The organism is Paenibacillus prosopidis (assembly GCF_003337375.1).
Lineage (GTDB): Bacteria > Bacillota > Bacilli > Paenibacillales > Paenibacillaceae > Pristimantibacillus > Pristimantibacillus prosopidis.
The window spans coordinates 1-15966 of sequence record NZ_QPJD01000018.1 but is presented as its reverse complement, the minus strand read 5'-3'; the positions used below and the strand labels follow the sequence as shown (position 1 = coordinate 15966).

At 45.7% G+C, this 15966-nt stretch carries 8 protein-coding genes and 1 pseudogene; 4 read left to right on the top strand and 5 right to left on the bottom strand.

Going from position 1 to position 15966, the window contains the following annotated elements; genetic code table 11:
- Nucleotides 1-69 precede the first annotated feature (69 nt).
- On the bottom strand, nt 70-990 hold the full coding sequence (locus tag DFP97_RS24010; RefSeq protein ID WP_245976573.1) for an aminoglycoside phosphotransferase family protein: 921 nt from the start codon (nt 988-990) through the stop codon (nt 70-72).
- Between the two features lie 400 nt (nt 991-1390).
- On the opposite strand from DFP97_RS24010, the gene DFP97_RS30940 reads away from it, so the two are divergent.
- Nucleotides 1391-1564, top strand: a complete 174-nt coding sequence (locus DFP97_RS30940) for a hypothetical protein (protein WP_181873656.1) — start codon at nt 1391-1393, stop codon at nt 1562-1564.
- Between the two features lie 375 nt (nt 1565-1939).
- Here DFP97_RS30940 and DFP97_RS24000 read toward each other — a convergent pair whose 3' ends face one another.
- Entirely contained in the window at nt 1940-4042 is a 2103-nt protein-coding gene (locus DFP97_RS24000; protein ID WP_114383104.1) for an RICIN domain-containing protein, read from the bottom strand.
- Nucleotides 4043-4922: 880 nt separating this feature from the next.
- Between DFP97_RS24000 and DFP97_RS23995 the strand changes: the two genes are divergently transcribed.
- On the top strand, nt 4923-5465 hold the full coding sequence (locus DFP97_RS23995; protein ID WP_181873655.1) for a DnaJ family domain-containing protein: 543 nt from the start codon (nt 4923-4925) through the stop codon (nt 5463-5465).
- Nucleotides 5466-5812: 347 nt separating this feature from the next.
- A complete protein-coding gene (locus DFP97_RS23990; RefSeq protein WP_114383100.1) occupies nt 5813-6499 on the top strand; it encodes a hypothetical protein in 687 nt (228 codons plus the stop codon).
- 91 nt (nt 6500-6590) lie between these two features.
- Here DFP97_RS23990 and DFP97_RS23985 read toward each other — a convergent pair whose 3' ends face one another.
- From DFP97_RS23985 to DFP97_RS23970, 3 genes and pseudogenes are all read right to left on the bottom strand, one after another.
- On the bottom strand, nt 6591-7679 hold the full coding sequence (locus DFP97_RS23985) for an NAD(P)H-dependent flavin oxidoreductase (protein ID WP_114383098.1): 1089 nt from the start codon (nt 7677-7679) through the stop codon (nt 6591-6593).
- Nucleotides 7680-7741: 62 nt separating this feature from the next.
- Nucleotides 7742-7852: pseudogene (locus DFP97_RS31740) on the bottom strand (phosphotransferase); the annotation flags it as partial.
- Between the two features lie 852 nt (nt 7853-8704).
- On the bottom strand, nt 8705-14740 hold the full coding sequence (locus DFP97_RS23970; protein ID WP_147275088.1) for a LamG-like jellyroll fold domain-containing protein: 6036 nt from the start codon (nt 14738-14740) through the stop codon (nt 8705-8707).
- 499 nt (nt 14741-15239) lie between these two features.
- Between DFP97_RS23970 and DFP97_RS23965 the strand changes: the two genes are divergently transcribed.
- A complete protein-coding gene (locus DFP97_RS23965; protein WP_114383092.1) occupies nt 15240-15761 on the top strand; it encodes a DoxX family protein in 522 nt (173 codons plus the stop codon).
- Nucleotides 15762-15966 lie beyond the last annotated feature (205 nt).

The following is a 15966-nucleotide window of genomic DNA, read 5'->3' as shown; positions in this document are numbered from 1 at the left end:
GTTCAACTCCCGTTAATTTCTTCACCCTTGGTTGAATTGAGATACAGAAACACCGCTCTATCTCCCTAACTAATCCATAATCATGTCAACGACTTGTTTCGCAAACGAAGCATAGGGTTCGATCAGATCAGGACTTCGATCAATAGCCCACCTGAGGTTATCGAAAGCCCTTAATAGCAGCAAATGCCTCGTTTCAGAAAGGTCTTTTTCACTTATTCCGTACCCGTCCATAAACGCTTTGAATTCCTCAACACTTGCGCTTTCTTCTAGTCCTAGGATTTGGTAATGCATCAATTGAGCAACAGTTGTATGCGGTACCACGTTTACTTCTGCATTCCAATCCAGCAATATAACTTGGTTTGCCTGGTTGACAATCGTATTCTTTATAGAGAGATCTCCATGGTTTAAACCGAACCGGAACGTTTCCTTCTTCAGATTCTCAAACAGTTTTCTTACTTTCTGCGATTCCATCTGAGTGATTACTCCAAGCTCAATCAACCGGTCAGACTCAGTCAAACTATTGATATTATACTCCACATACCCTTGCCAACTGCCGTCTGATCCGGGATGAGAAGGTGACTGAAACTCACCATGGACTGGATCAATCAGATTCCCTCCATATCCCTTCACTTGAATCGAATGAATAAGCTTGGCATATTCGCCCAGTTTCCTCCAAATATCGGGCCTGGGAACCGTACTGTCTAACCCGTTGTTGCCATCTATAAAAGTTTGAATCATATAGGCTGTTTCATCAACGATGCCAGTGGACAACACCTCAGGTCCAGGAATGCCAACTGCGGCTGCTTGCTCGATACACCATTTTTCTTTGATAAAGCTTGGAAATGTATCTTTATCGTTCATGCGGACAACGACTTTATGGCTCTTAGTTTCGACTACGCAAACCTGATTTGTGATACCTTTACCTATGATTTGGTAAGATGTTTTTATTTGTTCCCGCAGAAAATCGCTTGCAATTCGTTCTGCTTGCATAACTACTGAGTCCTCCATAGTTTCTTTCATCCCCCTCAAGTGTCGTGCTTCGAATAGTTTACCACACACTTTTTTGGAAAGTACGTTTATAACTAAACTATACTGCCGTTTCTTCGTTATTATTGTTATCCGACGGAACTCCCAGATGGTACCGAGTACAGTGCTGCCGAGGTACCCGGAGTTTACACAGCGGAGTGGAGGTTGGAGGGTTAAGGGACATACGGACAAAGATTATAGTCCGGATAAGAAAGTTTTCGTCTATGTGAGCATCAAATATGACAATCACTGAAGATATTGCTATGTTTACGGAAGCTTAATGACCGTCCGCGGGATCGCCCCGCGGCCTTTTTTACACCCCGGAAAACCACCGGATTCCATTCGGAATTTTTAACGGGATTGGATGAAAGCTCTCCGTTTGGCTGCGGCCAGTACTTCAAAGAAAAAAGCAGAGTGCCGCGGCACTCTGCTTCTTTCTATCGTGCCCGTTAGTGTAGCGCAGGCTGCCATTTCCTCTTACGGCAGTCTGCGAAACGTTATTGGTTCAAATTATCAAAGGCTGCTGCAAAAAGACTAAATATTTCGTTTCACATACTCAAAGGGTTGTTCACACGAGTAAATATGATGGAAAATCCCATGTACGGGATAGCGTCTTCCAGGCATTTTATGCGATACGATAACTCCTCATCACACTCCGGCTCTTCGCCACTTGACTTCTACATCTTTTCAATCGAACATCCTGCTCACACCATTCATCATTTTCTAATCCCATTGTACGCTCATAAAGTAATACCTTATTACAGTAATAACTTTATGACTGTAAGTGCATTTTATCAGATTTAATAAGGGAGTTAATGCAAACCCCCGACCTCTAGCGGTCGGGGGTTTGCATTGAGGAGGGAACCGTCGGGCAGCACATCCGTCCGCCCATGGGATAACGCCTTCTAGACTATTATTTCGAACCCCAAATCGCTTTATTGTTTGAGCCGATTAGCGAAAATGTCATAACTTCATTATGACTGGACAGTTCATTTCTTTGTTTGAAGAACACGCCTTTGTAAGTGATTCCACCGATTACCATCGTGCAGTGATAGGTTCCTGCCGTATAAGACCATGAACCTGTGACACCGCCCGTTATGGTACCATTCGAATTCAAGGTCACGCTTTGGGTTGACAGCATACCAACGTTTGATGTAGACGCATCAAGACCCATATCGACAAACTGATAAGTTCCCGTCATATCAGTCGCACTGTAGCCCGTAGGCGAGATGCTGCTTCCCAAAAATTCGTATACGGCGGTTACAGGCCATTTGTCGGCGTTCATGAATTGTTGGTGCACGCGAACCTCATGCCCCTCGGTACCGTTATCAAATCTTGTGTGGTACAACAAGTATCTCAAGCCGTCCGTATCGATCAATGCGGAGTTATGGCCTCCCGATTTATACCCCACCGGCAATCCCGACAAATTATAATTTCCAAACAATTTAATGCCGTAATTGGATTGATTCACAGATGAGGACGCATAAACCGCCGAATTGCCCGCAGCATCGGTGTATGGTCCGTTAACAGATGTAGAACGGTATAGACGAATGTGGTATCCGCCCGAATTTGCCAGCCAGCCGTAAGTGACATATAAATAGTAGTAGCCGGCCGCCGAATCATAAACAATGTAAGGTGCTTCGCCGGATTTCGTGTATCCTCCGGCAATTTTTTTGCCGAAGTAACGATCAGTATCGCCGTTATCCACGCCCGGATAGTAAGGCTTTCCTGTTGCCTTGTTAATCTCTAGGATAAAGATACCGCCGGACCAGGATCCATACGTCATCCACAATTTCCCTGTACTATCGTACACAAGCGCGGGGTCGATTGCATTAGGAAAGAGATTGTTATTGAATGATCCGTCGCTTTTAAACCAGCCGCTTCTCGTTCCCGAGGTCGTCCCGTTGTCGATCAATTCCGGGATATTCGTATTTTTATACCATGTATTAACCGTTTTTGTCCCTAAAGACGAGGTTGTCGTAATGGAATTGCTTCCGCTTGTAAATCCTGAATAGATGATCGTATCCACATATTCGTATGGACCTGTTATCGACTTGGATACAGCTAAACCAATTGCGGAACGAATATAAGTGGATGAAGTACAGTAATAAAGCATATAGGCGCCTGTCGAACCATCCGCCCACACATACGATGCATTGTAAACCGGCTCGGGTGCCCATACCGAATGGCCGCCTGAACTGTCTTGATCGTTATAGCCAGCCCATGCAAAAGAAGGAGCTAATGCATTCTTTAGCGCTGTACCCGTAGCTCTTGAAGCATTGCCCGTGCCGCCGGCTTTAACCAGCTCCCATTTTTGCATGTCGCCGCCCGAGTACTGCCACTGTTGAACATTGGCACCGAGAGCCGTACTGCCATTAATGACATCAAGAGCACCGGTATATCCTGATGCTTTCGTAAGGAACGCAACTGTCCCGTCATCGTTTTGTTGTATTTTAAACAATTGCGGATTGCCGCCCCAATACGTCCATTGATTAATGTTGGCACCATTGGCGGAGGAACCATTTACTACATCGACTGCGCTCTTGTAGGACGAATTGGCGGTCAACATATAATAGTCTCCATTGCCGAAATACACAATTCTAAACTTTTGCGCATTGGAGCCGTTATAACTCCACTGTTGTATATTCGTGCCATCATCCGCAGATCCGTTGGCGACGTCCAAATATAACCCGCTGTTCTTATTCTTGATATAATAATAGCCCTCAAAAGTAGATGCTGCGTACAAGCTTGAGTTGGTGTAGCCCTGCGTTCCCAGATACGACCAATTCCTTAAATCCGTACTTGAAGCTTGCGCCAAATGAGAGCCAAAAATATAATATTTGTTTGTCGCGGAATCATAAGCAACGGCCGGATCATGTACCGAAACTCGGGTCGTTGTTGAAGTCGTCGAAGAACTGGCTGCTCCGAAGGCGCTGGTTGCGGCGGTTGCTAACAAAGCAATAATCATTACCAGTGCGAAAAGCTTTTTGCTCCAACCTTTTTGGAAAAGCGTCATGATATAACTAGTCTCCCTTCTTGCCTTAAAATAGTAGTTTAGGATTAATAACTTGTCTGTCATCCATTGCCGATACCTAAAATTAAAGCGTTTCCAATAAAGCGTTTACATTTTTTTGAATTCGGCCACTTTGCGTTACCCGATCATCCATAAGCATTACGTCCGTTTCGCAATTAGGTGGATATCAAAAATGTTATCATGTTAATATAAAAATGAATCAACCTCCCTCTGGCTCTTAATTAGAACCGAGTAAGAAAGGTGGCAGCGAATTTATACCTATATTATACCGGAAAATTTATCGAAGCAAGGAATATTTTGATTATGTTATTACCTGAATAATGTTTTTGTTAATTGATTTAATATTTAATAAACTATTTCTTCATTGAGATCTAATACTCCTAATTCGAGCAAAAGAAAAAGCAAAAAGAACAACCGTAAAGCGTACAAAACGCTACGGATGTTCTTTCTGCCAAATTATTCACCCTTACAGTTGCGATATGATCCATTGCTGATTGGTTCCATTCTTATCCGGCCACTGAACGTTCGCGCCTCCCGAGTAGAACCACCATAAACATCCAATAGCTACATCCTTCTCTGCAGATCACAGATACGTTTGAAATAGCTGATAATATTAATCATTTGATATTGCTGGATCCGTTTACAAGCAATAACATAACGTCGGAAGCCAAAACACTGTCTCATTTAAGGCCTCCCGATAAGGGAGGGATCGCCTTGACCGACCCGCAAGCGGCTACACCTCCTCACCCCATTTGTTCTTAATCTCGGGCGCTATGAATTCACAGAATAGTCATACAACTTTGCGACAGCTTCCGGATTTTCAAGTATGATAATCTCATCACGGGATGCGGAGGGGAAAAGAATGTTTCTTTGGTTCAAAAAGAAGAACACTCATTTTTCTGCGAACAATGACGACCACGATACTCCAATAATTAAAGTGGATAAGACTCAGCCTCAACCTTCTGATGTTTTAGCTGAGACTGACTCTCCGCTGGTATCGGACACCGGTGATTCTACGGTTCATCAAATGCAATATTGGAATACTAATGTATCGCAAAGCCATTGGCTCGATGAAATGTACAAGGAGCAACAGAAAAAGGGCGCATTCGATCATCTTCCTGGCAAAGGAAAGCCATTGAATCTCGATTCTGGCGATGTCTTCAACAGCATACTCAAAAATGCTAACGTGCTGCCCGATTGGTTACAGCTGCAGCGAGAAATAAGAGAGCAAATCCGCAAGCTGCTAACCTCTCTCCCTGATAACAGCGACAATAAATTGGACTGGGAAATAGCCGAAATCAATATAAAAATAAAGAAATACAATACGATGGTCCCGGTAGCCATTTTGCAAAAAAGACAGGTTGTAAGAGACACGATACAGGAACAATATCAGCAATGGCTGTAGAGGGTTTACCGCACAATTAATCACTTTGAATGTATTTTTTCATAATAACCTTTTTCAAAATATCCAAAACATGCACCCCGACAGTATGATGTATAGGAGGACCTAATGTCATTAAACATGACTTAAAAAAATGATTGCAGAAAAATTTTTCCAAATTTTAACGATTGATGTTAGATAAAATTACATATAACAAGAAACTCAGTTGATTTTGTTTGAATTTCACTTTAAACTTCATAGTACGGCACCCTCCTGGATGACGGAATTTTGACCGGTTGAGTATTCCCAAACTGAGGTGCTTCTGTTTTTTCAAACCCCAAAATAAACAATCTACAGCAAGGAGGGCTCCTATGCTAACTTCATTAATGACATCTGTTCGTCAAGAAACGCACGGAACAATGAAACTAAATCTGGATAACATGAGCCAACTTGCAGAGTATTACCCGTTTATAATCCAAAACCAAAAAGACCCAAGCTATGTGTTGTTTCATTTTCATCCCGATTCCTATACGGCTCCCATTCTTAAGGTAGGGAATGTGGCGCATATAGATTTTACTCACTTAAGGTCAATCGTTAAGCAAGAAGTCGAACAACTGTTCACCATGTACAATAACCGAATCTATACCCTGTATGCTTTCGCTTTTATGTTCACCTATGAAGAAAAAGGGTTGATATTATTATGGGCACAACAGCTAACCACTCCACCTACCTTTAACCGCAAACAGACGAACGAATTGCTGGAAGAGGCCTTAAGGCTACAAGAAGAAGGGTCATATTTTGCTTTCTCAAGCATTTTCCACCCTTCTCAACTGATAGATTTGGTTTACGATGAGCAATTAATTGCGACTGCTGTAGGTGGTCATTCGATTGTGATGATCATCCCTGTAGAAAAAAAATGGAGACTACAACTTCGTAAAAACAAAAAGGAACCAGAAGACGAATTCAAAATTTTGCGAAGATTACTCTCTGTGTATAAAGAAGAGGTAGCTTATCTAGAGAATTACTTCCGTAAAAACGATCTCTGGATTAAGGGTTGAACGAATTCCGCACGAAAGAATAATTTCAGATTCACCGCTCTGAGAAAAGCTGCAAACTTGTCGTACTACCCGTTTTGTTTAAACACTGTACTCATTCCTCTACAACACCAAGACTACTAAAGCTTTTGACAAGAACGAAAGCCTGATCTATGGTCTGTTTCACGATTTCAGCAGCAGCGTGATCTTTGGCTAACCTAAGCCCCTGGCCCGCCCAGAGTGACATATACTCTGGGTTATTCGCTTTGGCGGCCGCCTGGCGAATGTCTCTCGTCATTACGTTCTGAATCGGGTAGGCGGGAATGGTTCCCGGATAAAATCGCATGTCGTTCATAAAATCTGTGAGAATGCCACGTGCGGCTTTACCCGAATATGCATACGTCATTTCGGTGGAGTCTTCGTTTGACGATATGATTTTTCGTTTATGCGCTTCATGGGCACCGCTCTCAGGGCTTGCCAAGAAAGCGGTGCCCATCTGTACTGCAGAAGCCCCTAATGCAAGGCTCGCAATAAGCCCACGTCCATCCATGATGCCACCCGACGCGACAACTGGGACCGAAACATAATCCACAATTTGAGGAACGAGAGCCATAGTACCGATCAGTGCGTCGGTAGTGCTTTTTAAGAACGTTCCACGGTGTCCACCTGCTTCGCTTCCCTGAGCCACAATCGCGTCTACTCCGGCGGCTTGCAACTGTTTGGCTTCCTCGACCGTCGTTGCCGTGCCAATAACAACGGTCCCAAGCTGTTTCATGGCCTGTATTACGTCCAGCGGCGGTATACCGAAGGTGAAACTAAATACCGGTACATTTTCTTCAATTAATACTTGCACCTGCTCCTCGAACGACTCTGTAAACTTCGGGATCGATGGGTTTGGAGCAATGCTTAGCTCCGAACGATATTTATTAAGATAATCGTTCATACCGGCGATTGTTTCTTCCGATGTACTCAGTTGCTCGGGTACGAATAAGTTCACACCAAACGGTCGATCTGTTCGTTGTCTGATATCCCGAATTGCGTTGCGGATTTGTTCTGGAGTTAAGTAACCTGCCCCCAGGTTTCCTAGCCCCCCAGCGTTTGAAACTGAAGCCACTAAGTCTGGAGTCGTGGGGCCACCTGCCATCGGTGCTTGAATAATCGGATATTTAATTTTCAGCTTGCTTGTTAATTCTGTCTCCATCATTTTCAATCCTCCCGTTTATTTTCTTTACACTGGATCGACGTGCAATCAGTCGTACCCGCAACTCCTCTAAGATGAACTGATTTATCGAATTTCTCGGAAAGTAATTGTGCTACTGTCGATTTTCCACTTGCCATGATCCCGGTTACTAAAATAATACTTAGCTCCTTAACCATACACTCACCCATTCGGACCGTGTTTTTTTGAGCATAATTCAATCTAAAGGCAGGCCGCAAGGATAAGAACATTTATAGAAGAACCTTCGGCCTCCCTATGTCCGTAATTTCTCGGGATGTATACTCGAAAACATCAGCTATTAAAACAACAACGACCTGGAGTGGGAGAACTGCGGAAACCAAGAGATCCAGTGAATCTTTAATATCAAACGAATATCCATCAAAATCAGCGGATATGCCCTCATAACCGGCCGGCAGACCTACATCGGTTTTTCTTTTTCGACATTCATCAATCCTAGCAGCCTCTCTTAATCGTCCATTTCCTAGTATATATTGGACTTCAGCGCCAAAACTCCTTGTTTATGGACTAACATGGTAAGGAATTTGGAGAATGCGGGAGAATATTTCAGAATAGTCAGACTTCTTAGGGGTATATCGCAAATAAACCATTTATAACGGCTTTGCCTTCACCAAAAAGATAATGATATGATATTTTTGACTCATCTCACATCTCGTTACACCCATATGCGGGCTCCTCATTTTTCAAAAACAGTGAAGGAGGAACAATGATGAAGTGTAAACCGTGTGAAGGAACCGGGAAGACAAAATGCTCCGATTGCAATGGTGAAGGATTGGGCTATGGACATGGAAAGTGTATGACCTGTGATGGAAGCGGTTTAATTGAATGCACGCCGTGTGAGGCATCCGGTAAAGTTAGCCTCTTCCAATGGATGAATCTCAAAAGGGCCGAGTAATTTCTATTATCCCCTCTATAAAAAAAATAGCGAGTGTATGATTGACATACACTCGCTAAGATTGATGACTAAGCCCCGGGACCCGGGGCTTTTTCTTTTAAACGTTCTTCTTCTCCAGCGACTCAAGCGCATTCCGAAGCTGTGCAGCCGCATTGTCGATAGTCTCTTGAGCTGCATCCGCTGGCAGTGCATTTGCTTCCGCGACCGCTGCCTCAAGCGCTTGCCAGCTCGATTCGGTATATAGCGCTGCATCGAGCGCAGCAGCTTCTGCCAGCAAGACATTGACCAGGCTGCTGTCAATCCATTTCTTCGCCGTATTGTTCATCGCTGCCTGAATTTCTTCCGCACTCAAGACGTGATTATAAGTGCGGAATTCGTCGATCATGCCGTTAAACAGCGGATCGGGCCATTGGCTCTTGCCGATGTAATTAACGCTCGGCTTGAAATCGCTCGGCTTGATTGTGACACTGCTATTAGTAGCCATCAACACTCCGCCTACATACAATTTCGCCGTACCTCCGCCCAGCGTCACCGCTACATGCACCCATTCACCCACGGGAAGCTTCGCGGTTTGCACCAATTGTTCGGTGCCGCCATTCTTAATCGCGAAACGCAGCGTATTGCTGCCGCCGGAACTCGGCGTAAGGAACATGTATTGGTTCGTATTGTTGCCAAAGTCGAAGATTCGCTGCCACGCATTTCCACCCTTCCAGTTCACCCAGGTTGCCACTGTGACGGCATCGGATGTGGATAGAGCATGCGCCGAAGGCAGCGTAACGGAGCCGGTTCCGTTCAGATCAATCGCCTGACCGAACTTTCCTTCTACATAAGCAGGCGTCCCGCTCACGGTTGCGTGAGTTGACCCGAATGTATTGTCCGCATGGCCATCAAACGAATAGAGTGATAGAGGAACCAGAACCAGCAAACCTTTGGCCTGTTCAAGCTCAGCCGCAAGCTTCACTTTATCGGCATCCGGTTTGTTCAATTCCGATTCAATCCGCTCCACTTCTTTCTGGTACGTGTAGTAGCTTCCTTTCGTGTAGCTTAAAGATTCGCCGACGTAAGTCTTTGCCGTTTTTTCGCTTTCCAGCTTGAACGGGGCAGTTGCCGAAACATACAGGGTGCCTGGACTTGCGCCAATTTGCGGAATGCTTACGGTTCCGTACGTGCTTTCGATTACGGTTGAGCCAAGCGCTACGGAATCCGAAGACGTACGGTAGACCTTTACAACCGTTCCTGCCTCATATCCAGAAACTTTAACCGTGTCCGCAGTTCCTTCCGAATGATTGGTTACTTTGATACTGGTTTCCGAAGGCGGTACAGTGATGTTATCCGATTTATATTTCACAATTAATTCAGGTCCGTATTGACCAGGGCTGCTGTTACCGGAAATATATTCTTTCGTAACCGGGTTCACTTCGCCGCTAGGAACGGATAATAGGAAGGTTGCTCTGTTCCCTTCGTTTGCTTTCACAATTTCGGTCACGTCAAGAGTCCAGCTCCCGTTAATAGCATGCATCGTATACGCACTCTCGGGTTTAACTACGGCTGAAGCGGACGGTCCTGCCAAAAAGGCTGTGGCCGCTTCCCAGCTTCCATTAAAGTACTCGCTTTTCAATTCCGCTCCAAGCGTACCGCTGGTCTCCTTCCAGTTATCCCACTCCAAATGCTGCGCACGCAGGGTCGCCGTTCTTCCATTATTCCGATACATTCTTAATGATACGGATTCAATATTCCCATCCTCGAAATCCGGTACGTTGTTGAATGTAACGATACCAAATCGTTTAGCCCCTTCGTCCGGTCCATTGGAAAGAATAACTAACTGTGGATCTCCGCCAGGTGCAGTGGTGTTAAACCGCAGCGTTGCATCCTTTTCCGCCTTCAAGTTAATTAGTCCGTCTTCCCCTGGATATGACTTGGCCGTTCTGGCACTTTCCATTTTGCCCGGTGTGGTTGCAGATACATACAGGACACCGGAATTCGCACCGATTTGGGGGATGCTGACGGTTGCGTAGGTGCTTTCGGCAACGGTTTTGCCAATCACAGCAAGGTCCGTAGCCGTTCTATATACCTTTACAACATCGCCTGCCGCCAGACCGGTCACTTTTACCGTATCTGCTTGTCCTTCAAGATAGTTGGTTACCGTAATGCCGGCTACGGAAGGCGGCGCCGTTACAGCAGGAGGATAGACCGTATCGGAGAATTCTCCCAACGTTCCGTCCGCAAACCTGGCAACTACCTTATAGCCCGGCGAATCTTCAAAACCCGGCTCGGGGTCAACAAATGACAATGCCGTCGCATTCGTAACGAGCGCGGTCCAAGGCGAGCCTTCCGCCAGCTCCGCAGTGCCTTCCTTAAATACCGGGTTTGTTAAGCCGGCATCCTTGTCATAGGTACGGTACAAATTGAAGCTTACCGCATGCTTCGGTTTGTTCCAGGAAAGAGAAATACCGCTGCCGTTATTCACTCTTTGAATATAAGGATAAAGCTTGCCGCGAGCCGTTTCTTCGACAGTCACCTCGCTGAACTGCGCTTGCTCCGCAGCCGCGACGCCCGTAAAGATGGCGTAAGGGAATGGGGTGAACATTTTCTTCACCATGATCCAATCCGCTCCGTCCCTGGACACATAAGCATGAATATAATGCGAATCGTAGTCACGCACCAATTTCAGATATGGATAATCATCCGCGTGCAATCCAATGAGTTTCGCATTCATCGGACTTTTCTTCTCTTCCGAGAATGCGTGGCGGGAATCCCTTGTACGGTTCTGCAATACAAGATTGCCGTTTTGATCGGCTCCAAAATAAATGTAGCGGGTATTGGACTGCAGCAAATCACGCATCATAATTCCGCTTGCGTTCCCGCTGTGGCTGTCCAATTTCGCACGGATGGAGCTGCTGCCGGCTGCGACCTGATTTACGAAATGCAGAGAATCGTTGATATCTCTATCGTACATGTTCAAGTCGTCGCCTTCACCCAGGCCTGTGCCGTCGGCACCCTCGATTGCAATAGTTGTGCCTGTATTTGTTGCGCTGCCTGCTTTTGTGCCGATGCGGTCATCACGCCATAACGCGCCCGGATCGTTTAAGGATACCGGTGCAGTCAAATTGACCTTTGCGCGATAGGATTCATCTCCAGCACCTAGATCATTTACTGCAGAAACTTTATAGTAGTATACTTTTCCATTTTGAACCGTCGAATCTTTATAGTAATTGCCTGTTACTCCTGTTGCAATGACTTGGTACGTACCATTTTCCGTTTCAGAACGCTTAATAGTATAAGACTTCGCTCCGGCGGTTGTAGTCCAGGTAATTCCCGCATATCCGTTGCCCGCGAATGCTTTTACGAAATTAACGGTAAACGGCAACGGGTCTATATGGACATCGGACGTTAATTTCAACACCATCGCAGATTTCGGCGGAACCGTTACCTTTCCAGTTTTGCTAACCGGAATTTGTTTTCCCGATACAAGGTCCAATACGGTACTGTTCCCCTTATAATCTGTCGGCATTTTCACATCAAAGGACTTTTTATTTCCATATTCGTCGCGGGTTGTATTGAAAATCATGAAATACTTTCCGTACCTTGCCGATAACAGATCAGGATAACCGGCATAAGGCGTGTCCGCCTCAAAATTATCCCGTTCCGTCTGGCCGACACCAGGCTGATAAGTAATCGGTAAAATTTCTCCCGCAAGAGCTTGAGGGGCGTCAGCACCATTCGTTACTTGATCTTCAAAGAATATCATATCGATATTTTCCATACGCATAAAATAGTCCTGATACTGAAATTTGCTGTCGGTTGCAATTTGTACGATATTGTCATAGTTGTCGTTAATCACATGAAGTCTGCCGTTGCCGCTGTAACCTTTATTAAGCTCGTTCAGGTTAGCGAACATACGAAGATCGCCATCCCGGATCGAGAGGAACATATTGTCAACGTCCGCCCAGGCAAACTGTTCGTAGTCGGCCGGGTTCACATTAAGCGCCGCGATTTCTTCTTCGGTATAATAATTAAAATCTGTCTGCGGAAGGACGGCTCCTGCCGTCACCTGGCCGCCGAAGCGATTGAAACCTGCCCGGTCGCCGGTGACGTATTTATAAGTGTTTGCCAGATGGTAATCCTCTCCGCTATTCGTGCCTCTAGTTCCGAAAGTGAAATTGAACAGCTGGTGATCCGCAAGCTGCTGCTGCGCGAAACCGACCGCTTCCTTCGCATACCGCCAGTACTCGTCCCATTCCGGACCGCTGTACCTTTGCTCGTTATGGACCATCTCCATTTCCAGGGAAGCGTACTGCAGCGACAATCCGGTTGAAGTTCTCGCGCCATACGCGTAGAAACCTGGCAGAGCCGTGTTCCGCTCATCCGTGACTTGTTCCGCTCTCATAATTCGTTTTCCGTCGTCATCCAAAGACGTGTACCGGACAAACCCGCGGGCATGCATGTTTTTCAATGCAAGCTTCAGAATTTTATCGTTCAATTCCTCATCGCCAGGGTGGTTTAACGTTTTGTAGAAGTTCTTCAAAAGGTAGTTGGCCGCCTCCCCGTAATTGGCGACATATCCGTTTTCCCTTGTCAGCCCCGCTTCCGTCAGGCCGTAGTAATGCTCGCCGTACGGCACCCGCCTGACGACGTTCCCGTCCGCATCCAGCTTGCTCTTCGCGAGTCCCTTAGCTACAATTTGCAAAAAATCTTCCGTAAATCTAGCCGTCTGGTCATGATAGAACAAGGAATGGTACAAATCCAATTCCTCGCCGTTCGGGCCGACCAGCACTTCTTCCCCGAGGAACGGCTGCCCCCCTAACGCTTCAAGAAGAATCTGATGGCTGCGCTCTCTGCCTTCAAAGAACGGAGAACCGATCAGGCGCAGACCTTCGTGCGCTTCCCATGCGCCTTCATACGTGTACACCACTTGATTATAGATGTAGGACAGCCGCGTACGGGCAAAATCGAAATTCGCTTTCAGCACGCGCTCCCACGCTTCACGGCGAGATAAAGCTCCGCCATTCCAGTCTACTCCCGCTAGCGAGTACAGTCCATCGACCGTTCCCGTCGCAAACGGCTGATCGAGGAATGCGTTGAATGCCGCCTCGCCAAAGATGGCGTCATCCTTGATGAGCTGTTCGACAATATACAACGCCTCGCCTAATGCGCCGTAATATCCGCCCCAATCGCCTTGATGTCCGCCCCGTGTCACCAATCTGATATTTCCGTAATAATCCTTGACATGATTGTCAATCACTTTAAAAATCCGTCCAAGCGCCGCTTTCTTTGCTTCGGCCGTTTGAGCCGGCGACCAATCGTAATGAAGCGCGTTCGCATAAAACTTCAATTCATCCTGATAACGCACAATGGATAATTTGCCGGCTGCGCTGGCATCAACCCGGTTGGAATAATCATTGAACGTCTTTACCAGATTTTGCGTGTAGCCGTTAATGAGGGCTTGCTTTGCCTCATCCGTCAGATCCTCTCTAAGCATTGAAACCGGATCTTCTGCAATATCACCCTGGGTTTCACCCGATACATCCAAGTGAGCCCCCGTGTGCGTATAGGCGTTGTAATACCCTCTGGATGGCGCGTTCACTTTATCGCCAAAATTTCCGCTGTACGTTCTGACGGTAATTTGTACGGTATTTTGTCCATGTGTGCTTACTAACGGAAGCATGGTTGTATTATAGTAAAACCGCTCCGGCAAACCTTTGCTAATACCCATGTTGATCGGTTGGTAATCTCCAACGCGGCGATAGCCGACTTGCTCGCCATTGATGAATACCATACTTTTGTAGAATGATTCATCGCTTCCCCAAAACTTCATGGTGAAGTAGTTTTGAGCGGCAGGATCGACTTTCATCGTAAAAGTTAATTCTCCGCCTTGAATATCTTCTGGTATACGCGGCAGGGATACCCGTGCAGGCTCACCCAATGCGCCGACGATAGCGCTGGTAAATTCACCTTTGAACTGGTGTTGTTGTTCTGACTCCGAATTACCAAATACCAATTTATCGGTATATGGATTAGCAGCTGCAATCGGTTCAGCATGTACGGTCTTTGGTTGCAGCGGTAAAGCTGCCGGCAGCATCAGGGCGACGCTCAGGCAAACAGCCAGGACACTTTTGAAATGTTTTGTTATCATGTTGATCTCCTCGTTCCTCAATTGGATTGAACCATATGCGATTTCCGAATATGAAGCTAATAAATCTATCAAATGAGTATGTATCGCCCTCCTTGTTTCTTGCCTCGTAAATCATTCGAGTAAATGGTTAGTCATCCTCTCTTATTGAAAACGTTTACATTCTCTATTAAAAAATACAGCACCTATAGTTTGAATACAATGCGGTTTTTTAAGGATAAACTGTATGTTTTTAAAGAAAAACATTTCGAATAATGAGAAATAATAAATAACCTTAACGAAAACGTACAAATCATTTGAAAATTGGCGTTTGCAAAATTTAGTTTACAAAAACCTTTGTTCAGCGTATATTAAATTCATTAAAAGTTTCCGTTGTGCAACAATTTGTCTCTTGGCTTAAAATTGTTTCCTCAGGAAACATGGGGGGGTGATTTATTAAGCTGTAAACCGTGCATATCAGGTCGACTTATGATGGTCAAATACTTATTTTGGAGGAATTTTTATGATGAATTGGTTGCGAAATAGTACGACGGCGGCAGGACTCTTGACGGTGCTGCGGCTGTATGTGGGATGGAAATTCATCTCGGCCGGATGGGGGAAATTATCCGGCGACAAGCCGTTCGATGCATCCGGATTTATAAAGGGGGCTATTGGCAAAGCAGGTGGAGAAAAGCCTGTCGTACAACAATGGTACGGGGACTTCCTTCAAGGTTTCACCTTGACGAATGTGGATGCTTTTAATTTCCTGATCCCATGGGGCGAATTCCTCGTCGGTCTTGGCTTGATTACAGGTACTCTTACCACATTCGCGGCATTCATGGGCATCTTCATGAACTTCAATTTTTTGTTTGCGGGGGCGATCAGCCATAATCCAAACATGATCATCGTCCAATTTTTCCTCTTGGCAGCAGGGATGAACGCGGGCCGCTTCGGCGGGGATTACTGGGTTATTCCCTGGGTTCGGACATACACCCGGAAATTTTCGCGGAACGGACGATCCTCCGTACAATCCCGAACTACTTAGACTAAATACGCTGTTAAGATTGGGTGACTATCGACGAGTTTCATACTGCAACTGAACTTAAGAACAAGATCACTCTGCGGGTGTTTTCCAGGAAGGCATAACGGGAAAACTGGACCTCAGTCAAGAAAGTGGACACTAAATAAGAGCAATTAGCTAATACTTTTTTTGTACAGAGCTTCAAACTGCTCTGGAGATAGGTAACCCA